The organism is Archangium violaceum, assembly GCF_016887565.1.
GTDB classification, from domain to species: Bacteria; Myxococcota; Myxococcia; order Myxococcales; family Myxococcaceae; genus Archangium; species Archangium violaceum_B.
Map to the genome: position 1 here is coordinate 12308753 of NZ_CP069396.1, position 26981 is coordinate 12335733.

Genomic DNA, 26981 nt, shown 5'->3' on the forward strand with positions numbered 1-26981 from the left:
GCCGCGCGTGGACACGTGGCCGTCAGCGCCGCGCGCATGCCGCTGCCCTTCCCGTCCCTGGACGGTGCTCCGCCCGCGCGGGGCCAGGCCGACGCCTTCCGGGCGCTCGTCCTCGCACGCGGCGTCGACGATGCGTTCAAGCTCGCACCGGGCGCGCCGCTCGCGCTGTTCTATTTCTTCCCTGGGCAACTCGTCTGCCTTCTGGGCCGTGCGCTCCTTCCAGGTGGCATTGGGTTGCTTGCGCCGGTAGCTCCAGCGGTACAGCGTCACTCCGGGCTCTGGCGTGCGCCAGGACAACTGCCAGAGTGCTCCACCGTTCTCGAATTCAAGGAAGAGCGACCCCTCGAAGCCGGTGCCTCCCGTGAGCTTCTTGTCCGGCTCGACAACCTCATTGAGCGCCGCCAGGTAACGCCCCGCCTGTTCTCTCCCCTCCCCGCTAGTGACATGCGGCTTCGTCCGTCCCGTCGGCTTGCCAGCCCACCCGAGCCCGTGTCGTGCGAGGGAGCAACCTACAGTCGCAGTCAACCTGCCGGCCAGGGCTGCAGTGGCCGCAGCAACCCGGCCCGGTCCAGCAACTCGTGGACGCGAGCGGCCAGCGCGACGTGCTCCGGGTTGGAGGCGGTGAACCGCTCGGGAGTGAGGATGACGAGGGTGCCCTTGTCCTCCACAGGCTCGATGCGCACGGGGGCAGGCAGTGGGGGCACCGTGCCTCGCAGCCGCGAGAAGTACATCACCCACCCCACGAAGGTGCCTGGATGTGGGAATCCCTTCACCGCCATCTGACGGTGCGCGTTGGACGTAGCGCTCCCCCATTCCGGCTCCCAGGCCAGGGCCATGGCACGCAACACCTCGGTCATCACGGAAGCAGTCAGGATCCGTTCCCCGACAGGACCTTCATCGAAGGGCTCGAGCAAGCAGTTGGATGGAAGTAGGGTTTCAGCTGAACCGCACGCCGCTCCAGCGGAGGAGGTTTCCTCCTGGCTGTCGCCCGTCCACAGCCGGAACCTGAAGCCATCACCGCTCCGGTGCTTCTCCTGTGCGAACAGCTCTTGGAATCTCGCGGCGTTCGGCGTGAACTGGCGTTTGCGTGCCTCCTCGAAGGAGTCATCCGGCTGATACCAGTGGTTCCACGCCGGATCGCATTGACACAGGAGGTGGAAGAAATGCTCTGCCCGTCGTGCGCAAACCGCGACCGATTCGGACCGGGCGAGCCAGTAGGAGCCCGCGTAATAGGTTTCGATCATTGAACGGCTACTCCTCGTGGAGCCGGAGGAATATGGATGACCTCAATCGGGAGGCCTTCTTTCTCGAAGAGCAGTCTGAGTGCACCCGCGAGTTTCTCTTCAGCGACAATCCATCGGATGGGTGTTCCATTGGCGGCTTTGAACTGGCGCATCGCCTGATCAAGCAGCTGGTCGCGCCCCTGGAAGTTCCCGAAAAATTCCAGCTTCTTATTGATCCACTGCGTGTAGCCAGGGCCCTTGGCCTCGAGGAGAACCCCCTGGTCGAAGCCATCGAAGTCCACTTCCTTGTCACCCGATTTGACGCGGTAGGCGTAGCCCTTGGGCGTCCCGTCCTCTGGGCTTGATAGGCCCGGGCGCTCTCGGACATGTACTCGTCCGTCTGGACCCATTGACCCGGGCCACCGGAGCGGGGCGGCTGAACCGGCGCGCCAGCATCGCTGCCTCCGCTCCCCCGCGCTGCCATGGCCAAGGCGTTTGGGGGCCAGCGCGATGGTGACGCCCTCGGCGCTGAGGGCGACCGACTCCACCTGAGCCAGAGCTGGGGCTGTGAAGCGGATGTTCAGCTGCGTCTCGGCCACCACCGCCGCCTGCCCGGCTCCTGGCAACTTCGGCAGCGTCGCCGCCATCCCCGAAGCCGTGTTCCCCATCGCCACCATCGCCAGCATGACGAACGCTCGGGCCGCCTTCTCCCCCATCACATTCCCGAACTTCTCTCCGGCCGCATGGAGTTCGTCGAAGGAGGTGGCCCCATCCACCTCCTTCATCAACACCAGCCACCCATCAATCAGACGCCACACCGTGTCCCAGCCCAGGTACGCCATGGCCCCTAGTGGAGTGGCCGACAAGTTTTTCAACATAGTCGGGAGAGACATCGGCGCAGCACCACATCGAGGAGAACGCCGGCTGCTCGGCGGCCTACCCAACTCGCGGAGACGATACCGAAGGTAGTGCGCCTTCGAGCCAGAAACCGCCCCAGAGGCACCTTCCGATCGCGCGCTGCTCGAACTGGTCTGACCATCGGACCAGTTGCTTGAACTCGCGCCCGGAGACCGCCTCGTTCTCGCTCCGCGACTATGTTGAAAGACTTGTCGGACACTCCACTAGCGTCAGCAGCGTGGCCACACCCTTGCTCACGGGCTCGGGCAGCGCCAACAGAATGGCGTACATGGTCAGGCCACCGACGACCATGGCCACTACCGCCTGGGGGCTCACCGTCCGCGCGAGCTCTTCCTTCATGGCCCCCAACACCTTGCTCTGAGCGATGGCCATGGCCAGCGCGTACCTGGCATCCCCATCCAGGAAGGGCCTGCCCACCAGCAGACGCAGGCAATCCCCGGCTCCCCACGTCCGCTCGCACCACAGCAGGTAGCAGCGCTTCAGCTCCTCGTCCTCGGGCAGCAGGCGCAGGTTGTGGTGGCTACCCGGCTCCGAGGCCATGAGCCGCTGGCTCCGGCCCTCGTACCAGAACCAGCCGCTTCGCTCGGGCACTCCGAACAGCCTCCCGACGTATTCCAGGGGCCGCTCCACGACGGGCACTGAGGGCGCGTGCTTCGCTACGGCTTGCTTGAACTCCTCTTGGCTCACCTCCACCGGCTCCACGTGGCGGCGCGGGACGTGGACGCTCGGCTTGCCTTGGCCTGTGTCGAGGCGGACGACCTTCGTTGGGGTGCTACACGCCGCGAGGGAGGCGACCAGCAGAAGAACGACCCAGCGCCGCATGTGGAGCCTCCTGGCCATGGCCCCCGCGCGCAGGGAGCACCACCCGAGATTACAGGGGCGCCATGACAGGCTCGTCAATCACGGGGGCATGAGGACACCAGGACCGGATGAAACGCCATCCCATCAAGGGTCACGGTGCGCGTGCCGTCTCTGTCCCAGATACGGAGTAAAACAGTGGAGGCGGCGGGAATCGAACCCGCCGCCTGGCCGCAGCTACTCCTTTCGCTGCCCGGTGAGGCAGACCCCAGGCTCCTGATACACGAAGGCCCCCGCGCCCGACTCGGGACACGAGGGCCTCACCACCACGGCACGGACTCAGCTCTTGTACTTCACCGAGCAGCCGTACGGCTCGCTGCTGGTGGCCGGCACCGGCTTGCCAGAGAGGAGCGCGTCCACCGCCGTCTTCACGTAGTTGGTGGTGCCCTCCTTCTTGTTGCCGCGCGGGTCGTCGTCGATGGCGCCCGCGTAGCGCAGCACGCCCTGCTCATCGATGACGTACATGTGCGGCGTCGTCTTGGCGCCGTAGGACTTGCCCACCGTGCCGCTCGCGTCCTGCAGCACGGAGTAGGTGAAGCCCTTCTCCTTCTTCCAGGCCGCGACCTTGTCCGGCGTGTGGCTCGCCGTGGAGTCCACCGCCAGCCACACCACCTTCTTCGCGTCGAAGCCCGCCAGCGTCTTCTGCATGGTGTTCGCCGTGTAGTGGCGCTGCACAAAGGGGCAGTCCGAGTTCGTCCACTCCAGGACCACGATCTTCCCCTTGTACTGCGCCAGCGAGTGCTCCTTGCCGGCCTCGTCCTTGAGGGTGAAGGCCGGGGCGGGCTTGCCCACCTGGGCGGTGTCGGCGGCGAGCGCCACCACGGGCAACATCACGGCGAGGGCGACTGCACTGATGAGCGTCTTCATCCGGTCAGCTCTCCTTGTGGGGGTACAGCGGAAGCAATCTCGCTACGTCGCGTCCGCCACGCGCTCGGCCGCGCGGCGCACGGCCTCGATGACGGAGTCGGTGGTGAGCAGCTCGGGCAGCACCTCGGGCTTGTCGGGCGCCGCGGGGCTCACCACCAGGTACATGGGCACGCCGGCCCGGCCGAACTCGGCCAGCTTCGCGCTGATGCGCTCGTCCCGACGCGTCCAGTCCGCCACGAAGAAGGCCACCTTGTGCTGCGCGAACGCGGCCCGCACCTCCTCGCGCGTCAGCACCGTGCGCTCGTTGAACTTGCACGTGAGGCACCAGTCCGCCGTGAAGTCGACGAACACCGGCTGGCCCGCCTCCAGCGCAGCGGCCACCGCCGCCTCGTCCCACGGCTGCGCCTCGGCCACCGCCGATGCCTTGCGCAGCGCCGGTCCCGTCTCCTCGAAGCGCAGCGACAGCACGCCGCCCACGGCCAGCACCGCCACCACCGCCACCACGCCCGCGACCTTGCGCCCGCCCTCGGCCCCCTGCGCCAGTCCGTACATCCACGCGCCCAGGCCCACCACCGCGAGGAAGGCCAGCAGCCGCGCCATGCCGTCCACGCCCGTGAGGCCGCCCATCACCCACACCAGCCACACCGTGGTGCCCAGCAGCGCGAAGCCCAGCAGCTGCTTGCCGCGCTCCATCCACGCGCCCGGCTTGGGCAACAGCTTCGTCAGCCCGGGCACCAGCACCAGCAGGCAGAAGGGCAGCGCCAGGCCGAGGCCCAGCATGAAGAAGGTGGCCAGCACCGTGGCCGGGCCCGCCGCGAGCGCGAAGCCCACCGCGGTGCCCAACAGCGGCGCCGAGCAGGGCGTGGCCAGCACCACCGCCAGCACGCCCTCGCCCGCGCTGCGCGCCAGGCCGTGGCTCGAGTCCACCTTCTCCACCAGGGCGGTGCCGTCCGTGCCCACCGTGAAGACGCCGAAGAGGTTGAGGGCGAAGGCCACCAGCACCGCGGCCACCGCCGCGACGAAGAGCGGCTCCTGGAACTGGAAGCCCCAGCCCACGCTGCTCCCACCGGCGCGCAGGGCCAGCACCACCAGCGCCAGCGCCAGCAGCGAGCCGATGATTCCCCCCGCGTACGCCAGCGCGTGCAGCGCCACCTTGCCGCGCTCGGCGTGCACCGTGCGGGTGAAGCCGTACGCCTTGAGGGCCAGCACCGGGAAGACGCACGGCATGAGATTGAGCAGCGCGCCCCCGAGGAAGGCGAAGAGAAGCACCAGCCCCAGCGACAGCGAGGACTCGGACGCCACGGCCGTGCCCACCGTGGGAGGCTTCACCACGGGCGCCGCCTTCACCACCGGAGCGGCCGGGGCGGTCCCGGGCGGTGCGGCCACCACGGGCGCGAGCGCCAGGTCCAACGTCAGCGCGCGGTAGCCCGAGGCCGCCGTGCCCAGCCGCAGCACACCCGCCAGCCGGGGCTCCTGCGCGGGCACATCCTGAGCGACCGTGCCCTCCAGCTTGAAGGTGCCGGGCTTGCCGGCCACGGGCGCGAGCTCCACGCGCGCGATGCCCTTGATGCGATCAGGAATGAAGAAGTCCTTCTCCACCACGGGTGCCGGCTGCCCCTGGGGAGCCGTCACGGTGAAGGTGCCGGTGAAGGGCTGGCCGGCGGTGAGCGGCTTCGTGTCGAGCGCGAGCGACACCACGTGGCCGGCGCTCTCGGGCGTCACCGGCACGCTCGCGCGGGCCGCGTCGAAGGCGGCGGCGAACTCCGGGTCCTTCCGCGTCTCGGGGCCCACCGGGATGTGCCGGGTGAGCATGAGCTGCGCGGGCAGGCAGCGCTGCTCGCACACCAGGATGTCCGACGCGGCCGACAGCTGCAGCGAGCCCGTCATCTGCTCGGACGCGCGGGCCTCGGCGAAGAGGAGCACCTCCTCCGCGTACCCATAGGAGGTGATGAAGCCGTCCGGGCTGCGGAAGGTGATGGGCAGGGGCCACTGCAGCTCGCCCACGGTGGTGCCCGGCGTGTCCCAGACGATCTCCGAGGCCAGGCCCGACTCTCCTGGATTCTTCCAGTAGATGTGCCAGCCCGGGTCCATGCGGAAGCGCACGCCCACCCGGAAGGAGTCACCCGGCTTCACCTGGGAGACATCCGTCAGGAGGGCCGCCTCCACGCGAGGGTTGCCCTGATCCGGAGCGCCCGTCGACACCGCGGTGGCCGGCAGCTCCGCCCGTGCCACACCCGTGCCGAGGACGAGCCCCAGCACCGCGACGAAAAGACCACCCCAGCTCGAACGTCGTACCCGCTGCTGCGTCATGCGCCTCCCGTTAACCCACCGGCTCGCCGTCCGCCAGCCTCATGCCCCTGGAGTGGCGCCCATCAACCCTCCGGGCAGGCGGGCATTCCCGGGTGGAAGTCCCGGTGGTACCAGAGATACGCAGCGGCCCGCCCGTGGGTTACAGCGTGTGGGAGAGCGAGGGGGTGCTCAGTTCCTCGCCTTGCGGACGATGGGGAGCGCGGGCTGGACGATGCTCAGCCCGGTGTGCGCGTCCGCGGCCCTTGCCCGGCGCACCCCGAGCGCCGGCACGTCTCCCGACCGGCGCTCCACCGCCAGCCGCAGGTCCGCCAGCCGATCCACGTGGCGCTTGGCCGGAACCTGCTCCACCGACAGCCGCACCAGCTCGCGCAGGAACTCCTCGGCATGGGCCAGGGCATGCTCGGCCGCCGTCGGGTTGCGCCGCAGCAGCGCCTTCCACGCCGAGGCCTCCGCCGCCACCAGGTCCAGCTCCGCGCCCACCGCGCGCACGAAGCGGCCCTCCGGGCTGTCCGGCAGCACGCGCTGCACCGGCACCGTCACGCGCCGCGTGTCGCCCCGCTCCGCCCAGGACGTCGTCACCTGCAGCGACCACTCGGCCAGCTCCAACTGCCCCGTGAAGAGCGCCCGGCGCGGGAACGCGCTCGACAGCGCGCCCAGCCCCACGCTCATCGAGTCCCCCTCCACGCGCGCCGGGTAGCGGTGGCGGCAGAGCAGCTCGGTGAAGCCAATGGGGCGCACGTGCAGGCGCGCCTCGGTGCCCACCTCGCCGAAGAGCTCGGCCACCAGCGCCGCGGTGGCCACGGGCAGACCCTCGGCGTCGTCCACGTGCGTGAAGCCCGTGCCCGCGGGCCCGGTGAGCGCCTCGAGGATCTCCGGCAGGTAGTGCCGCCCCAGTCCCATCGCGTGCAACGTGATGCCCGACTCGGCCACCTTGCTGCCCAGCGCGCGGAAGTCCGCCAGCGAGCGCCGGCCCACCGACGGCTCTCCATCCGTGAGCACCAGCATCTTCGGGCGCGCCCCGGGGATGAACATCCGGCGCACCGCCGCGGCACCGGATTCCACCGCCTCGTGCAGCGCGGTGCCCTCGCCCGCGTCCAGCGCGGAGAGGCTCTCGGAGAGCTCCGCTCGCGCCTCGGCGTCCATGAGCCGCAGGGGCACGAGCTGCTCGGGGACGCCGTCGAAGGCGAGCAACCCGAGGTAGTCCTTCGGCCCCGCGCGCTCGACGAGCAGTTGCGCGGCCTCCACGGCGGCGCTCAGCGGCGCGCCGCGCATCGAGGCGCTCCGGTCCAGCACCAGGTTCATCGCCACGGGCGCACGGGGCGCGTCCGACTCGGCCTCCACGGTGACGAGCAGGTGAACATCCCGGCCGCGCTCACCGTCGCGCTCGACCGCCCAGGCCGTCAACTTCATTGCTTCAACCTCCGCGCGTGCGCCCCGATGGTGCCGCGTCGCCTCAGTATCGCCTACATGGCCCGTGCAGGCACAGCCCCGTCCACCCCGGCGAACACCACGCGCCCGTCCACCTTTTCCAGTAGGGCCATCTCACCCCCCGAGAATTCCGCGAGCAGCTCGGAAGACCCGGTGGCCACCAGCACCTGGGTCTCGGTGGAGGCCCGCCGCAGCAGCCCCGCGAGCACCGGCAGCACGCGCGGGTGGAGGCCCACCTCGGGACCGTCGAGGCCCACGAGCGGCGGCTTCCGGGGCGACAGGCACAGCGCCGCCAGACAGAGGAAGCGGAGCGTCCCGTCCGACAGGTCCGCCAGCGTCAGCTCGTCCCTCACGCCGGCCTCGCGCCAGACGCCGATGACCGTGCCCGGCCCGCCCCGGGGTTTGACCGAGAGTGAGTGGAAGGAGGGAATGGCCGAGCGCAGGTGCGCCTCGAGCTCGCGCCAGCGCTCGGGGTGCTCCACCATCAGGTGGAAGAGCACGGCGCTCAGGTTGGAGCCATCCAGCGCCAGCAGGGGCTCCGGCTCGGAGGGGACGGGCCGACGCACCGCCGAGCCCCTCCCGACCTCGAAGCCCGGATGGCAGCGCCAGCCGGAGAGGAACTCCCGGAAGCTGGCCACGACGCGCAGGGCGGGGTCGAGCTCCCCGCGCAGCGCGAGCTCGTCCGGAGGCACCGTGCGAGGCACCGGGAGCACGCGGGGCCGGGGCGGCTCCCACATCACGGTGCGAACCGTCCCCTTCCCTCCCTTGAAGTCGAGGAACGTGAACGGCTCCGATTCCCGACCGCTCGCGTCACGCTCCACCGAGGCGAGCCGCTCCGAGGTGACGCGGGGAGCCTCCAGGGGCCCGCCGAGGCTCACCGCGTATCGCAGGCTCCGGCCGGTGCCACTCGTGACGCACAAGGACAGGTGGATGCGCTCGGGTGCACCTGCGTGGAACAGCCGCTGGCCCGTGCCGCGAGGGTCCAGCCCGGGTGGGAGCGGGTGTGCCGCGGCGAAGGAGAGCAGGGCCAGACAGTCGAGGAGCGAGGACTTGCCCGACCCCTGCGCGCCGGAGAGGACGGTGAGCGCACCGAACCGCGCCTCGAAGCCCTCCAGGGCCCGGTACCCATCCACCCGCAGCCCGGTGAGGCGGAGGGGCGGCGCCAGCGGGCCCTGGGCGCCGAGCCGAGCACGGACGGCCGCGAAGGGCTCCAGCTCCATCACCACGGGAGAGAGCTGGATGGCACCGACGAGGCCCGCGTCGTCTCCGAAGAGCGCGTCCGCGATGTCCAGCTCCGAGGCGAACAGCTCCAGGACCTGGGCCACCTCGGCGGTCGGAAGACCGGACAGCGCCCCGAGCTCCTCGGCGCTCCACGCCTGGGCGCGGTTGCGCCGCCAGGCATCCTTCAACGAGGGCAGCAGCCGATCGAAGCCCGCCAGCTCCGCCTCGGGACCGAAGCGCAGGAGCGCGCCGAGCGAGGGCCGGCAGTGCTCGGAGTGCACCCGCAGCAGGCCCATGTCCAGGAGCGCATCGAGCGTCTCCCGCGCCTCCACGTGCTCGAGACGGAGCGCCTCCACCGGGGGCCACGCGCCGTTCCGCCGCCAGGACAGGAGGATGTCCGCGACGAGCCGCCCTTCCGGCGTCGCTTCACGGGTGTTCGATTCGCTCGGGGACTCCACGCGGTGCGGGAGGATACACGGAGCCGCGGATTCCATCCCCGGAACGGGTGCCAGGCACCGGCTCGACAGGGGGCTGCGTCCTTCCGTGTGACTTCGCGCCCCCGCGTCATGCCCGACGCGGGGGCCGTGGTGCTACTCGGCGTCGTATCCGCCGTAGGCCTCGTCGGCGCCCCAGAGACGGCCACCGGTGGTGACTCGCACTGGCACGATGTAGCCGGACTCCTCGTCCTGGCCACCCAGCTCGACGTACTCCATCCCCTCGTCATCCATGTAGGTCGTCTCGTCGTGCACCATGGCTTCTCCTGGACGCGCCTCGTCTGCCTCGGGTCGCCGGCCGTCTCCGGCTCGCCGCCCCGCGAGGGCGCCCCCCCATCGGTCTCCTGGGGCCCACCCCATGTGGTGCCCCTCCGAACGTCATTGACCGATTTACCGAACAGGGTGACCACTGTGGGCCGCCTTGTAAAGCCCTTGGGCAATGGACCAGCCGGCTACGTCGCGTAGTGCACGCCTGCTTGAATTTACACAGAATCTTGTGGCAGCCCGCCCGGAACCCGTTCCTGGCGTACCGGGCGGTGCCCGCGCTCAGCCGCGCCGGGTCCGGGCCCGCCCGAGGGCCAGCCAGGAGAGCAGCGCCAGGGCGCCCCCGAGTCCGGCCGCCGGAGAGCCCCCGGCCGCGCCGCAGCCCAGGCCCTCGTCCACCTTCACCGAGTACTCCGGCGTGCGCTTCACGGTGACGCGGAAGGAGCACGAGGCCGTATTGCCCGCGGCGTCCGTGGCGGTGGCGTCGATGGTGGTGGTGCCCACGGGGAAGAGGCCGCCCGAGGCCTGGCTGTAGGCCACCCGGGGCGCGGCCGTCACGGTGTCACTCGCCGTGGCGGACGGGTACTCCACCGCGAGCCCCTGGGCCTCCCGCGTCTCCACCTCCCTATCCGCCGGGCAGGTGATGACCGGGGCGGTGGTGTCGCGCACCGTCACGGAGAAGGCGCAGGAGGCCGCGTTGCCCGCCGCGTCCTTCGCCTCCACCGTCACGCCCGTCTCGCCCAGGGCGAAGGTGGTGCCCGAGACGTGGCTGTAGGTCACCTCCGGGCTGGCCGTGACGGCATCGTGCACCGTGGCCGCGAAGTCCACCTTCGCCCCGTCCGGACCCGCCGCCTCGACCGTCCGGCTCTCCGGGCAGGTCAGCGCTGGAGCGGCGGAGTCACGAACCCGCACATCGAAGGAGCACGTGGCCGTGTTGTTCGCGGCGTCCTTCGCGCTCACCGTCACCGGGGTGGTCCCCAGCGGGAACTCCGACCCCGAGACCTGGCTGTAGCTCACCGACACCGGGGACACGGAGTCCGAGGACTCCGCCGCGTCATACGTCACGAGGGCGCCGGAAGCCGAGGTGGCCTCCGCCACGACGAGCGCCGGGCACGTCAGCGAGGGCCGGGTGCTGTCCTTCACGGTGACGCGGAAGGAGCACGTCCCGGTGTTGCCGGCCGAGTCCTTCGCCTTCACCGTCACCTCCGTCTCGCCCAGGGAGAAGGTGCTGCCCGAGGCGTGGCTGTACGTCACCGCCGGCATGGCCGTCACCGCATCACTCGCCGTGGCCTCCGCGAAGGTGACCGCGGCGCCCATGGGGCTCACGGCCTCCGCCTCGACGTCCGAGGGACACGTCACCCCCGGCGCGATGGAGTCCACCACCGACACGTCGAAGGAGCACGTGGCCGTGTTGCCCGTCGTGTCCTTCGCCTTCACCGTCACCGGCGTCGTCCCCAGCGGAAACTGCGTCCCCGGGCGGCGGCTGTACGTCACCCAGGGCGGAGAGGTGACGTCATCCTCCGCCGTGGCGCCCGGCCAGGAGGCGAGGGCTCCGGAGGCCGAGGAGGCCTCGACCGTCACCGCCGCCGGGCACGCCAGCACGGGCGCGGTGATGTCGGGGGGCGGCAGCTTCCAACGCCACAGCTCGGAGCCGTGCGTCCCGTCGTCGGCACCGAAGAACACATGATCCCCGTTCCCGATGCGCACGTAGTCGGCGGGATTGCTGGAACGAGGCCCTGGGTTGATGTCCCCGATGGGGCGCGTCCCCGCCTCGGTACCATCCGACATCCACAGCTCCAGGCCACTCACTCCATCCGAGGCGCTGAAGAGCACCACGCCCCGGTCCGCGATTCCCTGGAGGGTGAAAACGTCGCCCATTCCGGTCGTGTAGCCCTCGCGAATCTGCTTCACCCTGCGCGTCCCCTCGAGAGTCCCATCGGAGCGCCACAGCTCGGTGCCATCATCGAAGGTGTCGGCGCCGAAGTAGATGGCCCCGCCCACGGCCACCGCGGTGTAGGAGCTCCTGAACAGGTCCCGGGCGACCAGGGTCGCGTTCGCGGACGTCCCGTCATACGTCCACAGCTCGAGCTTCGCGTTCTGGTTGGCGAAGAAGAAGAGCGTGCCATCGGCGACGACCGTCTCGTACACCGCGTCTCCCACCGCCCCGGGCGCGGTGACGGCGATCTTCCGCTGCTGCCCCCGCTCGTCCACCTCCCAGAGCACCGCCCCCTCCGCGGGGACGTCGTTCCTGCCGCTGAAGACGAGGCGCCCGTTGAGCTCCACCAGATGCCTGGGTTGGGAGTACGCCGGGCCCGGAATGATGTCCTTGATGACCGTGCCCTCGGTCGTCCCATCGGTCTGCCACAGCTCGTAGCCGTTCACGCCATCAATGGCGGCGAAGTAGACGGTGTCGCCCACGGTCACCAGGTACGAGGGCTCCGACGACGACTTGCCCGGGCGCACGTCCTTCAAGAGCCGGGTGCCCTCGGGCGTCCCGTCACTCACCCACGGCTCCCATCCCTCGGCGGTGGTGATGGCGGTGAAGATGAGCTTGCCCCGGAGCTCCACCCCGAGCGGCACGAACGTGTTGTAGGTGTGGAGGTTGATGTCCTTGACGAGCCAGGTGCCCTCCGGCGTCCCATTCGTCCGCCAGAGCTGGGAGGTGGAGGTGGTGGTGGACACCTTGAAGAACACCGCGTCTCCCACGCGCACACTCCACCGGTCGATGCTCTGGAAGCCATCGCGCACCAGGCGGGTGCCCGCATCCGTTCCATCGCTCACCCACAGCGCCCGGCCCGTGTCGCTCCTGGCCGAGAAGAGGAACCTGCCCCCGCCCAGCTCCATCACGGCCCGGGGGGTACCGCCATGCAGCCCCACGTCGAGGTCGCCCAGCGGCACGGTGCCTCCGGGGGTTCCATCCGTCATCCACGGCTCGAGGCCGTGCGAGCCATCATCCGCCCCGAAGAAGAGGGTGCTTCCCGCGGCGCCGAAGGAGCGCATGTACCCCATGAACCCCTCGCTCCAGGAGCCCCTGAGGAAGCCCAGCCGGGTCGTCCCGTCCGCGGTCCCATCGCTCGTCCACAGTTGGTTGCCAGAGAGGAAGTACACGCGGGGGCCGGCCACGGCGAGGGGGCCGGACACGGAGCCGAGCGTCGGCTGGAGGTCCCGGAGTCGCACGGTGCCCTCGTCCGTCCCATCGCTCTTCCACAGCTCGTTGGCGGCGAGGAAGAAGAGGACGCCGCCGGCGTCGCGCGGGTTGGACGGATTGGAGGACCCGTTACCGGGAATGAGGTCCTTCACCCGCAGGGTGCCCTGGGGTGTCCCGTCCGTCTTCCACAGCTCGCGCCCGGCCGCGGTGTCCCAGGCGGCGAAGAAGAGCGTGTTGCCCACGCCCACCAGCCCCGCGACATCCGAGACCGCGAGGCCCGGCGGCACGTTCGTGAGGCGCACGGTGCCCGTGTCCGTCCCATCGCTCTTCCACAGCTCGCGCACGAAGGTCGCGCTCGTGACGGTGAAGTAGAGCGTGTCCCCCACCGCCACCAGCTCGTCGAAAGAGGTGCTCGCGGTCCCCGGAGTGACGTCCTTCACCAACACGGTGCCCGCTTCCGTCCCGTCGCTCTTCCACAGCTCGCGCCCGGTCAGTCCGTCGTCCACGGTGAAGTAGAGCACCCCGTTCACGTTGCGCAGCTTCTCGGGAGCGCGCCCACCCCACGGGTTGGAGGGCGTCACGAGCCGGGTGCCCTCGGGCGTCCCGTCCGTCTTCCACAGTTGGAAGCCACCCGCGTCGGCGACCCCGGGGAAGAAGAGCGTGCCGCCGACGGCCTCCAACTCCGAGATGTAGATGAAACCGTACGGGCTACCACTGGGGATGGAACGGGTGCCCTCGGGCGTCCCATCGCTGCGCCAGAGCTTGTTGGAGGGCGAGTTGTCGTCCGCGATGAAGTAGAGCACCCCGTTCACGTCCGCGAAGTCGCGGGGGGTGGACTCCGACGAGCCGGTCCGGATGTCCTGGACGAGCCGGGCGCTCCCGGGCGTCCCGTCGCTGGCCCACAGCTCACGCCCGTGCAGGGAGTCCGTCGCGGTGAAGAAGAGGGTGTTGCCCACCTGGATGAAGTCCCGAGGGTCGCTCCCCACGGACGACGGGGCGGGGGTGGGCCGCAGGTCCTTCACCAGCTCGGGCGTGCTCGGGGTGAGCGCGCTCCGTTGCTGGCCGGGCGCCCGCGGGGCGGCCTCGGGGGCCCGGGGGTTCGAGTCCGCACAACCCCCCATCGCCGCCAGCCCCAGGGCCAGGCAGCTCACTGCTCCTCGAATGCGTCTCATCTGTCCGGGTTCCCCGGGCGGACGGCATCCCCTTCTGAGAGCGCGTCGCCGGGTCCTTCGAGAGAGCACAGTCGGTGAGAGCGGTCCGGACTGTCAACGTCATCCCAGGCATCGAGAGCCCGGACCGCGAGCGAAGCCCGCTCAGCGGAGCGTCATCCCCGACGTTACGTCCCAGAAGGGCACGGTGCCCTCGGGCGTCCCATCCGTCGTCCACGGCTCCAGTCCGGTTCCGTCGTCCGCATGGAAGAAGAAGGTGTCACCGATGGAGACGGACATGCCCGGCACGCCAGAAATCCCCAGGCCCTCCTGGAAGGACCGCAGCGGCACCGTGCCTTGCGCCGTCCCGTCCGTCCGCCACAACTGCGCCTGCGAGGACCAGAGCTGGGACACACCGAAGTACACCCAGGGAGCACCGCCCCCCACCATGAAGCACTCGGAACCCTCCGATCCTCCCGGGAAGTCCGTGATGCGCACGGTCCCCTCGGCAGTCCCGTCACTCTTCCACAGCTCGCGCCCGGTCTCGTAGCTCCACGCGGTGAAGTAGAGGGTGCCGTTGACGACCCGCAGACCTCGCGGCTCGGACCAGCCCGTGGGGTAGATGTCCGTCACCATCCCGGTGCCCTCGGCCGTCCCATCGCTCTTCCACAGCTCGACGCCGGGCCCGCCCGTATAGCTGGCGAAGAAGAGCGTGTCGCCCATGGCCGTCATCTGGAAGGAGTCTTCGGACCAGGGGAAGGGGTTGCGCAAGACGTCCGTGACATGCACGGTGCCCTCGGGTGTCCCATCCGTCTTCCAAAGGGCGCGCGTGGAGCTGTCCGCGCCGTTGGTGAGGAAGTAGAGCAACCCGCCAACGGCCGCCTTGTCGTAGATGGGGCTGTCCAGGTACTCGGAGATGCGCTTCACCGGCACGGTGCCCTCGGGCGTCCCGTCGCTCTTCCACAGCGCGCGCCCCCCCTCGCCATCGTTCGCGATGAAGAAGAGCGTCCCGTTCACGGCATCCACCATCTGGATGTCGGCGATGTCCCAAGGGAGGATGTCCTTCACCAGCACGGTGCCTTCGGCCGTCCCGTCGCTCTTCCACAACTCGAAGTCGTTGAAGCTGTCGGTACTCGCGGAGAGGAAGAGCGTCCCCCCAGCGGATACGAACTCCTTCACATTGAAGCCCGTGGAGGGTGCCGTGCTCGCGGAATAGAGGGGCCAGGTCCCCCCGGCCGTCCCATCGCTGCGCCAGAGTTGGGAGCTCGTGTAGTAGCCATTGCCGAGGACGAAGAACAGAACCCCGTTCGCCGCCGTGAGCTTCTGGGGGAAGTCGCCCTCGCTGCCAGCAACCAGGTCCCGGACGAGCCGGGTGCCCCCGGCCGTCCCATCGCTCACCCACAGCTCGCGCCCATGGAGGGAGTCCTCCGCGGTGAAGAAGAGCTTGTCGCCCGTCCAGGTGAACTCCCGCGGGAAGCTGCCCCCCTCCCCCGCCAACCGCCCCTCGTGGCGCGCGCTCCGCTCCTCGCGAGCCTGACCCGAGTCCCCGCAGCCCACCGCCGCCAGCCCCAGGGCCAGGCAGCCCACTGCGCCTCGAACGAGTCTCATCTGTCTCGATTTCCCCGGGCGCCGGATGGCCTCCCCCTTTGGAAGCGCACCGCTTCCGGGTCCCACGGGGCTCGCACCGTGCGTGAACAGGGTTGGACCGTCAACGTTTTCGCGCTTGGGCTACGTGCAGGCACCGACTGAGGTAGAAACTCCCCGGACCGCGCCCTGGAAGCGTGCTTGATTCGTGAATCAACCTTGTTAGGGTTGCAGCATTACAGCATTGCCGCAGCGCGGCATCCGGCCCCGGCCGCGCGGGCCTTCGCGAGGTTCACCGAACCGCCATGAGTCCCATCATCACAGGCCTCCTCCTCACCATCGGACTCTCCATCTTCGCCATCACCATGGGAGGGCGCATCGGCGCCCTGCTGGCGATGAAGAAGGAGAACCGGCTGGACAACATCCCCCAGCGCGTCTCGACGCTCCTGCGCTTCGGCCTCGGGCAGAAGCGCATGGTGGACCCGGAGGAGTTCACGCCGGGACTGATGCACGTGCTCATCTTCGCGGCGTTCATGGTGCTGGCGCTGCGCACCATCATGATGTTCGCGATGGGCTTCTCCGAGACGGCGCTCTCGGTGCTCACAGACCTGACGGACCCGTTCTGGGCGGACAAGCAGGCGCTGCTCACGGTGTACCGGGTGTACCTGCTGGCCAAGGACGTGGTGGCGGTGGGGGCGCTGCTGGGCGTGCTCTACTTCGCCTACCTGCGAGCCAGCGTGAAGCCGGACCGCATGAGCCCCTCGTGGGAGGCCTACCTCATCCTGGGCTTCATCGGCGGGCTGATGGTGACCGAGTTCATGTTCGGCGGCAGCCACATGGTGCCCCGCGAGCAGACGATGCCGCTGGCCACGGGCAACTTCGTGTGGTGGGAGCCGGCCACCAGCGTGATGGGCATGGCGATGAAGCCGCTCGGCTACACGGTGGCCCACGTGCTGGGCGCGGCGGGCTTCTGGATCCACCTGACCATCATCCTGGCGTTCCTCAACTTCCTGCCGTGGGGCAAGCACTTCCACGTGATTACGGGCCTGTTCAACGTCTTCTTCCTGCGCATCTCGCCGGAGCAGCGCAACACGCAGAGCTCGAAGCTGCCCACGCCGAACCTGGAGAAGGAGGAGTTCGGCACCGCGACGGTGAGGGACCTGACGTGGAAGCAGGGCCTGGACCTGTACTCATGCACCGAGTGCGGCCGTTGCCAGACGCACTGCCCCACGTACATCACGGGCAAGCCGCTCACGCACAAGGGCGTGAACCAGGACCTGAAGCACTGGGTCTGGGAGAACCAGATGTGGGTGGAGGAGGGCCGAGGCCCGTCCGGCACCACCGAGCCGCTGCCGGAGATCATCGGCAGCGCGCTGAAGGCGGAGACGGTGTGGGCCTGTACGAGCTGCGGCTGGTGCGAGACGGCCTGTCCGGTGTTCATCGAGAACGTGCCGCGGCTCATCGACATGCGGCGCTACCAGGTGCAGGTGAAGGCGGAGTTCCCGGCCGAAATCCAGCGCGTGTTCGAGGGCATGGAGCGCCAGGGCAACCCCTGGGGCCTGGGCCAGGACAAGCGCGACGACTGGGCGGCGGACCTCGCGCTGCCGACCTGGGGTGATGGCGGTGGCCCGTACGAGTACCTGTTCTTCGTGGGCTGCGCGGGCAGCTACGACGACAAGCAGAAGAAGGTGAGCCGGGCGCTGGTGAAGATCCTGCGCGAGGCGGGGGTGAGCTTCGCCACGCTGAGCAAGCAGGAGATGTGCAACGGGGACTCGGCGCGCCGGATGGGCAACGAGTACCTGTACCAGACGCTGGCGAAGACGAACGTGGAGACGTGGAACTCGATGGGGGTGAAGGCGGTCATCACCCAGTGCCCGCACTGCTTCAACACCATCAAGAACGAGTACCCGGAGTTCGGAGGCGAGTACCGGGTCATCAACCACACGCAGCTCATCAATGACCTGCTGAAGGAGAAGCGCATCAAGCTCTCGCAGGTGATGAACGAGAAGCTGACGTACCACGACCCGTGCTACCTGGGCCGGCACAACGGGGTGTACGACGCGCCGCGCGAGGTGCTGAAGGCGATTCCGGGGCTCGAGGTGGTGGAGATGCAGCGCAGCAAGCGAGAAGGCTTCTGCTGCGGCGCGGGTGGCGGGCGGATGTGGATGGAGGAGCACATCGGCACGCGCATCAACCACAACCGGTTGAACGAGGCGGCGCTGACGCTCAAGCACGCGGAGGATCCGAACACGCCGTACCCGTCGGCGACGGACAAGCACAAGCCGGGCCTGGTGGGCGACTACAAGGAGCCGGGAGGCAAGGGCGTGGTGGCGGTGGCGTGTCCGTTCTGCTCGACGATGCTGAAGGACGCGGTGAACGACACGGGCCGCGAGGAGCTCATCAAGGTGAAGGACATCACCGAGCTGGTGGCGGACGCGATGGAAGTGAAGACGGGAGCGGGGACGGTGGCACCGAGCGTCGCGGTGAACGCCAAGCCCGAGTAAGCCCGAGTCACATGAAAAAGGCCCGGAGACCCGCCGTCAGGGTCCCCGGGCCTTCGTCCATCCAGGAGGCCTACGGACCGCCGTAAGCGGGCTCGAGGGCCACGGGAACGACGAGCTGGAGGGCGCCGGAGCCGCGGACGGAGGTAGCGCTCACGCGGTAGACGTTGTCGTTGCCGCCGGCATCGGAGAGGAAGGCGATCTCCGCGAGGCCGCGCCAGCTGGGATAGGTGTCCTCGGAGCCGAGCTTCTCGGTGACCTGGGTGACGTCATAGACCTGGGACTGGGCATCGAGCTGGCCCACGAAGATGCGCGAGCCGCTGCTGGTGCTGGCGTCGAAGGCGACCTTGGTCCCATCGGGCGACACGGCGACGCGAGACATGACGAGCTGAGCGCCCGCGTTGCCCAGACCCGGGGAGATGACGTTGGCGAGACCGGTCGTCAGATTCACCTGGACGAGGTCCCGGTACTGGTTGAGGGCGGAGCCGCGGGCGGCGATGACGCTCCTGCCATCCGCCATGAAGGAGGAGGGCCCGTAGAAGTAGCCGCTGTTGGTGAGCTGCTGGAAGACGCGGCCGTCGGTGCTCACGCGGGCCAGCAGGGAGTAGCCGCCCTTGTCCAGGGTGAAGACGATGTTCTGCCCGTCCGGGCTGAAGGTGGGGTAGCGGAAGTTGCCGCAGCCTGCGCAGTTGGTGTTGGTGCTGGAGAACACGGTGGAAGGCTGACCCGTGCCGGTGGTGGGGACGGTGCGCAGCTCGAAGGTGGAGCCCACCCGCTGAACGAAGGCCACCAGCCGGCCGTTGCGCGACACGGCGGGGAAGTAGGCTCCGCCCTGGGTGGTCAGCTGCAGCGGGAAGTTCGGGTCCCCGGCATCGTCCACCGCGTACAGGTTGCGGCCGCCGCTGCCATCGCGCACGAAGACGAACCCGCGGCTGAAGGCCGTACCGCCGCCGGCGCCACCACCCAGGTCGATGTCATCGAACGGCTCGCAGGCCGACAGTCCCACCGCCGCTACCGCCAGTCCCAGAATCCTCCACAACGACTTCATACGCTCGTGCTCCTGTCTCCGGCCCGGAAGAGGCACCCCGGGTGTCCGGGGTCGCCGCGCATGGAGACGCCCCTGCGCGCGGGGCATTCAAGCACGAGTGGAGGGAGGGTGCGCGCCTGTGGCCGGCGCGCCTACCGGTTGAGCTTGTTCAGTTCATTGCGGCAGTTGTTGCACAGTGACTGTTGCTTGCGGTCACAGTCCTGCTGGGACTGGGCGAAGAACATGACGCACCGGGGGTCCTCGCAGTAGGAGAGCCCCAGCAGGTGCCCGGCCTGGTGGACGGCCTCCACCTGCAGGCGGCGCCGGAGCAGCTCGCCATCGGCGCCCTGGCGCAGCCGGGCCAGGCTCAGCACGGCGCTCTTGGACTCGCGGTCCGCCTCGCCCAGCACGAAGGGCGAGTCCGGCACGAAGAGGTCCACGTCCGTGACGCCCAGCACCATGGAGTGCCCCGGCTCCAGCAGGGTCACCAGGCGGCGCATGATGGCGTTGCAGTGGTACTGGCCCCGGTCCTTGTTGAAGGCGTAGGTGGGCGTCGGCAGGGCGGTCTTGCTCACCACCGTGGCCAGGCCCAGCTGCAGCGAAATGGGCTCCTCCACTTCCCGGAGAAGCACCGGAGGCGGATGACCCACGGACACCAGAAGGAGCACCTTCTGCGGCTGCGTCATGGGCCCACCGTCCTTAGTGCATCACGGGCGCGCAAGGGCTCGCGCCACCCGGCGAGAGAAGAAGAAGGGTGGCTGGGGCGCAAGGATTCGAACCTTGATAATCAGATTCAAAGTCTGACGTCCTGCCATTAGACGACGCCCCAGCAAGGTCGCACGGCTACGGCTTGCTTCCAGAGTGTATGCCATCCAGCGGGGCACGGAAACATTTACGTACAGAGGTCGGCTGGTCGACAACGGGGAGAGCTGGCAGGTAGGTGTCCGCCGCCCTGCCCATCACGTTGGATGGGAGTCGGCGGGCGCGGTGGGCCAGGGAGAGGGGGCGAGCCCGGGCACGTAGGAGGAGGAGCGGGGCGAGGCGGGCAGCTCCAGGACGAAGGTGGCCCCCTGCCCCGGCTGGCTGGTGACGCGGATATGGCCCTCGTGGGCCTCGACGATGCGCTGGGTGAGGAAGAGGCCCAGCCCCAGGCCTCCGTACTCCCGGGAGGACACCGCCCGCTCGAAGCGGCCGAAGATGCGCTCCAGCGCCTCGGGGGCCAGGCCGATGCCCTGGTCCCTCACGGTGAGGTACGCCCGGTCCTCCCGCTGCTCCACCCGGAGCTCGATGGGGTGGCCGGCGCCGAACTTCGCCGCGTTGCCCAGCAGGTGGTTGAGGGCCTGCTCCAACCGGGTCCGGTCCCACAGGCCGCGGACGCACGGCTGGAGGACGAGGGACACCTCGCACCCGGCGCGCTCCAGCTCGCCGGAGAGCTGCTCCACCACGTCGTGCACCAGCTCGCCCAGGTCCAACAGCTCGCGCTCCAGGTACAACCGGCCGGTGTTGATGCGCCCCACGTCCAGCAGCCCCTCCACCAACCTCCCCAGGCGCTCCACCTGCCGGGACATGGAGTGGAAGCGCGGGCGCACCGCCTCGGGCGCCGCGGTGGCGGGCTGCTGCAGCAGGCGCCCGAAGCTCCGCATCTGGAGCTTGAGCGAGGTGAGCGGGGTGCGCAGCTCGTGGGCGGCGACGGTGATGAACTCGTCGCGGACGTGGATGGCGGCCTGGTAGTCCGCCAGGAGCCGGGCGTTCTCCAACGCGAGCGCGCAGTGGTGGGCCAGGTCCTCGGCGAAGGCCGCCGCCCGGAGCCGCGGCAGGTGCGTGAAACCGAGCCGCACCAGGGCCATGCCGCCCAGCACGCGCCCCTGGTGTTGGATGCGCGCCAGCACCGCCGCCCCCTCCGGGCGGACACACCGTCGCGAGGGCTCGGACAGCTGGCGCACGTCCTCGCGCAGCCGCGCCTCCTGCTCCGGCGTCAGCCCCACGCACACCGCCGGCACCCACCTCCCCTGCTCGTCCACCAGCCACACGGCGAAGCCGGAGACCAGCTCCGGCACGAGCAGCCGGGCCACGCGCGGCAGGGTGTCGCGGGGCTCCATCGACGCGGCGAACACCGCGCCGGCCTCCGCCAGCACCCGCTGACTCCGCTCCACCCGCCAGCGATCCCTCGCCATCGCCGCCAGGAAGAGCGAGGACATGCTCGCCACCGACAGGAAGACCTGGACCGAGAGCACACGCTCCGAGACGGTGGCGGGCAGCACCCCGAAAGGCCCACGCCCCAGGGCGGTATGCCAGACGGCGATCGACCCCAACACCCCGGTGGCGGTGGCCGCGCCGCGTGGACCCAGGCGCAGCGCCGACCAGAGGATGAAGGGCAGGCACGCGTAGGGCAGGGACAGGAGGATGCCCCAGGGTGAGAGCATTCCGAAGGTGACGTGGGCCACGAGCCCCAGCAGCACCAGGGCCCCCACCAGCTCGGCCCGCTCCCAGGGGCGCCGGGGAAGGGAACGCTCGCCGCTCCAGGTGAGCAGCAGGGGGGCCACCAGCAGCGCGCCCAGCCCATCGGAGAGGTACCAGTTGAGCCAACCCTCCCAAAGCTCCGCGGGGCTCAGCGGCAGGGTGAACAGCGTCACCGCGCCCACCCCCAGCGTGGCACTCGGCAGGGGGCTGAGCAGTCCGCCAGCGAGGATGAGGGCGATCACCTCCCGGGGCCGGGAGAAGGTCACCGGAGCGTTCAACCAGCGCCGCATCAGCCCCGCGCCCACCACCGTCCTCAGACAGTTGCCCAACGACCAGGAGAGGGCCAGCTCCCACGCGTCTCCATAGAAGAGCACCAGGAAGTACTCCGTGAGGAAGACGGTGGCCAGGTACACGGGCCAGCGGCGCCTGCTCGCGCGCAGGAAGACGGCGAGCGTCAGTCCGCTGGGAAGCCAGACCGCGGCGTTCTCCTGGGGTGGGAAGACGAACAGGGAGCTGAGCGCCTTCAGCCCGCAGTAGGCCCCGCAGAGCAGCACGGCGCGCCCCAGCACCTCCCCCCACGGCCCGCGCGGCACGCTCTGTTTGTCGGAAGCCATCCAGTACCCTCGAGAATAAAGGTATGCCTGGGCATCCAGCGGCTCACGAAGCCCGCGCACCGGCGGGCGGGAAGTCGGAGTCAGCGCGAGGAGACCCGACGCATGAAGCCCGGCATCTATCTGGAGCACAAACCGGCGGGAGGGACGAGCTTTTCCCTGGTCCGTGCATTCATGGAAGAGGTGGATGCAGCGGGCTTCTCGCGCAAACAACTCCCCGTGTGTCACGGCGGCACGCTCGACCCCTTCGCCGAGGGTCTGTTGCTGCTGCTGGCGGGCCCCGCCACGCACCTCATGGAGTTGCTGCACGCAGTGCCCAAGACGTACGACGCCGAGGTCGTCTGGGGAAGGGAGACGGACAACGGAGACCTGCTCGGCCGGGTCGTCCACGAGGGTGATGCCACGGCCCTCACGCCGGAGGCGCTGGACACGGCGCTCGCTCCCTTCCTCGGCTGGACGGAGCAGGTGCCCCCCGCCACCAGCGCGAAGAAGGTGGATGGCGAGCCCGCCTACAAGAAGGCCCACCGGGGCGAGGCCGTGGAGCTGCCGCCCTCGCGCGTCTACCTCCACGAGGCCCGCTGGCTCTCCCATGAGCTGCCCGCGCGCAGCCGCCTGCGCATCACCTGCCGGGGTGGTTACTACGTGCGCGCCCTGGCCAGGGATCTCGGCCGGGCGCTCGGGTGCGGCGCCCACCTCTCCCGGCTGCACCGCACCGCCATCGGCCCCTGGAAGGACCCGGGCCCGGGCCAGCGCGTCTGGCTGCATGGCGCCGAGCTGCTGCCCTGGTGCCCCTCGCGCGCCATCGCGGGCGACGAGGTGAACGATCTCAAGCACGGGCGCGGCATTCCCCCGGGCGAGCTGCGGCCTCCGGAGTGGCGCCTGCCCGAGGGCTTCCCCGACCCCCAGGCTCCCGTGCGCGCCCTGCAGCGCGGCCGACTGGTGGCGCTGCTGCGCGAGCAGGACGGGAGGCTGCGCGCCGTCACCCACCTGTGGTCCGGACTGTGAGCCCGCGCGGGCCTACGGGGCCCGGAGCGCCTCGGCCTCTCGCAGGTGACCCGCGCAGCCCAGGCGCGTGAAGCCCTCCACCGCGTGCCGCAGGGCCTCCTCGCGCTCCGGGCTCCCGGGCGTCGCGGTGCGCGCCAGCTCGAGCCAGGCCAGCGCCTCGTCGTAGGGCAGGTGGAGCTCACGGGCGAGCCGCGCGCCGCGCTTCCACGCCCTGCGCGCCCGCCACGTCCGGCCCTCCAACCAGAGCCTCTGCCCGGTGCAGCGCAGCGCCGCGGGGCGGGCCAGGGGGAAACGGGTGGCGAACGACGACAACCGCTCGCATGCGCTCCGGGCCTCGTCGGCCACCGGCGGAGGAGGCTGGCCGGGGACTCGCTCGCGCTCCCACAGCGCCAGGTACACCCGCGCGGCGCCCTCGTAACCGTGGCACTCGGTGAAGAGCATGGGCGGGTAGCGCCGCGCCAGTTCCATCACCCCGTCCGCCCGCGCGCGCGCCTGCTCCCACTCACCGCGTTGCAGATGCGCCACCGCCAGCAGCCCGCCGGTGATGATGAACGACAGCGGGTCGTGCTTGCCCTCGAGCAGCTGACTCGACTCGCGCAGCAGCGGCATGGCCTCGTCCAGACGCCCGAGCGCCATGAGGCTGCGCGCCATGGTGTACGCGCTCCACACCTCGTGCTGGAAGTGACCGCGCCGCCGGGCCGACTCGCGCACCTCGGCGAAGCGCTCCAGCGCCGCCTGGAAGCCACCCGTGTAGTACTCCACGTGCGCCTGGAGCACCTGCGCCAGCTCGAACTCGCCCCGGTCCCCGAGCCGCAGCAACACCCGCTGGGCCTCGCACGCCTTGCTCGTGGCCGGCTCCCACCGCGCGAAGCCCGCGTGGTACATGGACTCCACGATGAGCCCGAAGGCCGTCGCGCTCGGGTCCTCCACCAACTGCCCCTCGCCCTGGGCCCGGCGGAAGTAGGAGCGCGCCAGCGAGTCCAGGCGCCCGAAGCCGGTGATGGAGCCGAGCTGCCCGTACAGCCGCAACACCTCCGCGTCGCGGCCCGCGCGCTCGGCCAGGTTCGCCGCCAGCAGGGCGGTGCCCACCATGCGCAACGGGTCGTAGCGCCAGTAGTAGCACTCGGCCAGCCGCACGGCCGCGAGCGCCGAGGCCCCCAGCGACTCACGCGCCTGCCGGTCCTCCACCCTCACCCAGCGCCGGGGCAGCACCAGGTGCAGCACCTGCCGCACCGCCTGCATCAGGATGAAGCGGCCCCAGCCGCCCTCGGTGTCGGGCAACGGCCGTCCCAGCTCCTCCATCGCCCGGAGACAGTGCGAGATGCAGGCCTCGAAGTCGGCCAGGCCGTGCATGGCCTCGCCCAGCAGCCGCTCCCAGCGCGCGCGCCGCAGCGCGTCCAGGCGCACGCCCGTGTCACGCCCGCGCCGCTCCTCCAGCTCCAGCGCCCGGCGCAGGTACCCCGAGGCCTCCACGTTCGAGCCCGCCTTCAGCGCGTGCCGGCCCGCCTTCTCCAGGTACTCGAAGGTCCACACGTCGTCCCGGGCCAGCTCCCAGTGGTGCGCGAGGATGGGGTAGAGCGCGGGCGGCACCTCGCTCTCGGCGTAGCGCGCCTCCAGGGCCATGGCCGCCGCGCCGTGCAGCACGAGGCGCCGCTCGGGGAGGATGCCCTCGTAGGAAATCTCCCGCAGCTTGTCGTGGACGAAGCGCAGCCGCCCGCCGCCCGCGTCCTCCAGCACGTGGCGCGCGCGCAGCTCCTCCAGGGCCTCCAACTCCTGGATGTCGCCCAGCCCGGCGGCGCCCGCCAGCACGTCGGCATCCACCTCGCGGCCCAGCACCGCCGCCACCTCGAGCAGGCCGCGCGCCTGCGCGCTCAGCCCCTCCAGCCGGCGGCCCACCAGGTCGTGCAGCGCCCCGGGCAGCGGCAGCGCCTCGTGCAGACGCTCCAGCGCGGCGTCGCTCGCGGACACCTGCCACCGGCCGAAGAGGTCGCGGAAGAGCAACCGCTCGTCGATGGCCGTGCGCAGGTACTCCGCCACGAAGAAGGGATTGCCCGCCGAGCGCGTGGTGAGGAAGCGCACGAAGGACTCCGGCGGCGAGGGCAGCGCCAGCATGTCCTCCACCATCCGCGCCACCATGGGCTCGTCGAGCTGCCCCAGCACCCGGTGCGTCACCCCCGGGGCGGCGAGCAGCAGGCGCAGCGCCGCGTCCAGCTCCTCGGTGCGGTAGGTGCCCACCACCAGCACGTTCGAGCCATGGAGGAAATTGGCCTGGAGGTAGTCCAGCACGCCCAGGGACAGCTCGTCGGCCCACTGCAGGTCGTCCAGAACCACCAGGACCGGCGCCTGGGCGGAGAAGGCGGCGAGCGTCTCGACGAGGCAGAGCATGACGCGCTCGCGCGCGGCCTGCGGAGGGAGCCGGGGAGGCTCGGGCCAGGCGTCCTGTCCCGGCAGGTCCGCCAGCGCGGGCTCGTAGAGGGCCAGCACCTGCCCGCGGCCTCCCAACAGCCGCTCCGTCTCCTCCAGGCCCTTCTGCCGGCACTCGTCGGCGATGGCCTGCAGCAGCGGCTTGAAGGCGTGCAGCGGCGAGCCATGGACCGGGTCTCCCACGCTCCCGCCGGACAGCGGCATGCAGCCCCCGGTGACGACCTGGAAGGCGGTGCGCACGGCGGACACCGTGCACTCCATCACCACGCGCGTCTTGCCCGAGCCACTCTCCCCGCCGATGAGCAGACACCCACCGCTGCCATCCCGGGCGAGCGCCAGCCGCTGCTCCATCTCCACGAGGAGCTGGTGGCGCCCGACGAAGCCGGGCCGGTAGAGGTAGGGACGCGGCGGCCGCGAGGGGGGAAGGGGCAGGTCCTCCGCCCCGAGCTCGGCGAGCACGGCGCCCACGTCGGCGGCATAGCCGATGCGCTCGCGAGCCACCTTGGCCAGCATCCGCAACACCAGCGCGTCCAGCTCCGGGCGCACGCCGAGCACCCACTGAGAGAGCGGATAGGGCGTGTCCTGCAGGTGCCGCCGCAACACCTCCCAGCCCGAGCCGGGAAAGGGCGGCTGCCCCACCACCATCTCATGGAGCATGCAGCCCAGCGCGTAGAGGTCGGCGCGCGCGTCCACGAGCCCGGCCTTGATCTGCTCGGGGGCCATGTAGACGAAGGAGCCCTCCATGCTGCCGGAGACCTCGAGCGACTCGCGGCCCAGGGGCCCGCCGAAGACGGAGGCCAGCCCGAAGTCCACCAGCACCGGCGTGCCGTCGGGACGGACGAAGACGTTCTCCGGCTTGAGGTCGCGGTGGACGATGCCCTCGCCGTGGAGGAAGGCCAGTGTGGAGCACAGGCGGCGCACGAGGGTGAGCACCTCGTGCAGACGCTCCATGGCGGCGGCGCGCCGCAGCTCCTCGGGCGGAGGGGCGATCGGACGCGCGGAGGCGGGGGTCGGGCTGTCCGCCTTCTGGGTCTCGGGCACGGAGACGACCTGGGTCACCGTCTCCTGCACGGAGCGCGGGTCGCGCATCCACAGGTTGTCGATGTAGCGCCGCAGGGTGTGCCCCTCGAGCAGCTCCATCGCGTACCAGGGCAGGCCGTCCTGCACGCCCTCGGCGAGCACCCGCACCACGCCCGGGTGGTGGATGCGCCGCAGCGCGTGGATTTCCCGGCGGATGCCGCGCAGCATGACCGCTTCTGGCACGCGCACCGTCTTGAGGGCGACCAGCTCCCCCGTCTCCGCGTGGCGGGCCCGGTACACGACTCCCATTCCCCCTGAGCTCAGCTTCCCCAGGAGGCGGTAGGGACCGATCCTTCCCAGCTCCTCCTCGAGGAGCTCCGCGGCCGACATGGTGGGTACCAGACTCGCACGGTTCGGTGTCCCCCTCCAAGTCCAGGCCCTCCCGAGAGGCGGGAGCGGCTGCTCGCCCG

General features: G+C 70.3%; 14 protein-coding genes, 1 tRNA gene and 2 pseudogenes. 2 read left to right on the forward strand and 15 right to left on the reverse strand.

Annotation, left to right across the window (positions count from 1 at the left end; genetic code table 11):
* Positions 1–521: 521 nt before the first annotated feature.
* The 10 genes and pseudogenes from JRI60_RS55010 to JRI60_RS49205 form a co-directional block, all read right to left on the reverse strand.
* Positions 522–1244 (reverse strand): immunity 52 family protein, encoded by a 723-nt coding sequence (locus JRI60_RS55010; protein WP_204223032.1) that lies wholly within the window; start codon positions 1242–1244, stop codon positions 522–524.
* Positions 1241–2074, reverse strand: a pseudogene (locus JRI60_RS49165) (Tox-REase-5 domain-containing protein); the annotation flags it as partial. The gene JRI60_RS55010 and the pseudogene JRI60_RS49165, both read right to left, overlap by 4 nt.
* A 271-nt stretch (positions 2075–2345) precedes the next feature.
* Positions 2346–2963: pseudogene (gene sitA5 / locus JRI60_RS49170) on the reverse strand (SitA5 family polymorphic toxin); the annotation flags it as partial.
* A gap of 315 nt (positions 2964–3278) precedes the next feature.
* Positions 3279–3866, reverse strand: a complete 588-nt coding sequence (locus tag JRI60_RS49175) for a thioredoxin family protein (RefSeq protein ID WP_204223033.1) — start codon at positions 3864–3866, stop codon at positions 3279–3281.
* Between the two features lie 42 nt (positions 3867–3908).
* Positions 3909–6176: a protein-disulfide reductase DsbD family protein gene (locus JRI60_RS49180; RefSeq protein ID WP_204223034.1), complete on the reverse strand. Its 2268-nt coding sequence runs from the start codon at positions 6174–6176 to the stop codon at positions 3909–3911.
* A 168-nt stretch (positions 6177–6344) separates the two neighbouring features.
* Positions 6345–7586, reverse strand: coding sequence for a vWA domain-containing protein (locus JRI60_RS49185; protein WP_204223036.1), 1242 nt, complete (start codon positions 7584–7586; stop codon positions 6345–6347).
* 53 nt (positions 7587–7639) lie between these two features.
* Positions 7640–9283: an AAA family ATPase gene (locus JRI60_RS49190; RefSeq protein WP_204223038.1), complete on the reverse strand. Its 1644-nt coding sequence runs from the start codon at positions 9281–9283 to the stop codon at positions 7640–7642.
* Between the two features lie 132 nt (positions 9284–9415).
* A complete protein-coding gene (locus tag JRI60_RS49195) occupies positions 9416–9577 on the reverse strand; it encodes a hypothetical protein (protein WP_204223040.1) in 162 nt (53 codons plus the stop codon).
* Positions 9578–9865: 288 nt separating this feature from the next.
* Positions 9866–13903 carry an ELWxxDGT repeat protein gene (locus JRI60_RS49200; RefSeq protein WP_204223041.1) on the reverse strand — a complete coding sequence of 1346 codons (4038 nt, stop codon included), beginning with the start codon at positions 13901–13903 and terminating at the stop codon, positions 9866–9868.
* A 141-nt stretch (positions 13904–14044) separates the two neighbouring features.
* On the reverse strand, positions 14045–15487 hold the full coding sequence (locus JRI60_RS49205; RefSeq protein WP_204223043.1) for an ELWxxDGT repeat protein: 1443 nt from the start codon (positions 15485–15487) through the stop codon (positions 14045–14047).
* A 281-nt stretch (positions 15488–15768) separates the two neighbouring features.
* On the opposite strand from JRI60_RS49205, the gene JRI60_RS49210 reads away from it, so the two are divergent.
* Positions 15769–17967: a (Fe-S)-binding protein gene (locus JRI60_RS49210; protein ID WP_204223045.1), complete on the forward strand. Its 2199-nt coding sequence runs from the start codon at positions 15769–15771 to the stop codon at positions 17965–17967.
* A gap of 70 nt (positions 17968–18037) precedes the next feature.
* Here JRI60_RS49210 and JRI60_RS49215 read toward each other — a convergent pair whose 3' ends face one another.
* From JRI60_RS49215 to JRI60_RS49230, 4 genes are all read right to left on the reverse strand, one after another.
* Positions 18038–19012 (reverse strand): LpqB family beta-propeller domain-containing protein, encoded by a 975-nt coding sequence (locus JRI60_RS49215; RefSeq protein WP_204223047.1) that lies wholly within the window; start codon positions 19010–19012, stop codon positions 18038–18040.
* Positions 19013–19143: 131 nt separating this feature from the next.
* Positions 19144–19677 (reverse strand): non-proteolytic archaemetzincin-like protein, encoded by a 534-nt coding sequence (locus JRI60_RS49220; protein WP_204223049.1) that lies wholly within the window; start codon positions 19675–19677, stop codon positions 19144–19146.
* Between the two features lie 69 nt (positions 19678–19746).
* Positions 19747–19820 (reverse strand) — tRNA-Gln (locus JRI60_RS49225).
* A 130-nt stretch (positions 19821–19950) separates the two neighbouring features.
* A complete protein-coding gene (locus tag JRI60_RS49230) occupies positions 19951–22065 on the reverse strand; it encodes a sensor histidine kinase (RefSeq protein ID WP_204223051.1) in 2115 nt (704 codons plus the stop codon).
* A gap of 102 nt (positions 22066–22167) precedes the next feature.
* Between JRI60_RS49230 and truB the strand changes: the two genes are divergently transcribed.
* Positions 22168–23067: a tRNA pseudouridine(55) synthase TruB gene (gene truB / locus JRI60_RS49235; RefSeq protein ID WP_204223053.1), complete on the forward strand. Its 900-nt coding sequence runs from the start codon at positions 22168–22170 to the stop codon at positions 23065–23067.
* Positions 23068–23079: 12 nt separating this feature from the next.
* On the opposite strand, the gene JRI60_RS49240 is transcribed toward truB, so the two are convergent.
* Positions 23080–26901 (reverse strand): serine/threonine-protein kinase PknK, encoded by a 3822-nt coding sequence (locus JRI60_RS49240; protein ID WP_204223055.1) that lies wholly within the window; start codon positions 26899–26901, stop codon positions 23080–23082.
* Positions 26902–26981: the final 80 nt, after the last annotated feature.

What these genes read in the sequence shown, in the direction of transcription:
- JRI60_RS49205 (WP_204223043.1), bottom strand. Translation starts at nt 15,487, where the DNA reads ATGAGACTCGTTCGAGGCGCAGTGGGCTGCCTGGCCCTGGGGCTGGCG.
- truB (WP_204223053.1), top strand. Translation starts at nt 22,168, where the DNA reads ATGAAGCCCGGCATCTATCTGGAGCACAAACCGGCGGGAGGGACGAGC.
- JRI60_RS49195 (WP_204223040.1), bottom strand. Translation starts at nt 9,577, where the DNA reads ATGGTGCACGACGAGACGACCTACATGGATGACGAGGGGATGGAGTAC.
- JRI60_RS49200 (WP_204223041.1), bottom strand. Translation starts at nt 13,903, where the DNA reads ATGAGACGCATTCGAGGAGCAGTGAGCTGCCTGGCCCTGGGGCTGGCG.
- JRI60_RS49215 (WP_204223047.1), bottom strand. Translation starts at nt 19,012, where the DNA reads ATGAAGTCGTTGTGGAGGATTCTGGGACTGGCGGTAGCGGCGGTGGGA.
- JRI60_RS49240 (WP_204223055.1), bottom strand. Translation starts at nt 26,901, where the DNA reads ATGTCGGCCGCGGAGCTCCTCGAGGAGGAGCTGGGAAGGATCGGTCCC.
- JRI60_RS49180 (WP_204223034.1), bottom strand. Translation starts at nt 6,176, where the DNA reads ATGACGCAGCAGCGGGTACGACGTTCGAGCTGGGGTGGTCTTTTCGTC.
- JRI60_RS49210 (WP_204223045.1), top strand. Translation starts at nt 15,769, where the DNA reads ATGAGTCCCATCATCACAGGCCTCCTCCTCACCATCGGACTCTCCATC.
- JRI60_RS55010 (WP_204223032.1), bottom strand. Translation starts at nt 1,244, where the DNA reads ATGATCGAAACCTATTACGCGGGCTCCTACTGGCTCGCCCGGTCCGAA.
- JRI60_RS49220 (WP_204223049.1), bottom strand. Translation starts at nt 19,677, where the DNA reads ATGACGCAGCCGCAGAAGGTGCTCCTTCTGGTGTCCGTGGGTCATCCG.
- JRI60_RS49230 (WP_204223051.1), bottom strand. Translation starts at nt 22,065, where the DNA reads ATGGCTTCCGACAAACAGAGCGTGCCGCGCGGGCCGTGGGGGGAGGTG.
- JRI60_RS49175 (WP_204223033.1), bottom strand. Translation starts at nt 3,866, where the DNA reads ATGAAGACGCTCATCAGTGCAGTCGCCCTCGCCGTGATGTTGCCCGTG.
- JRI60_RS49185 (WP_204223036.1), bottom strand. Translation starts at nt 7,586, where the DNA reads ATGAAGTTGACGGCCTGGGCGGTCGAGCGCGACGGTGAGCGCGGCCGG.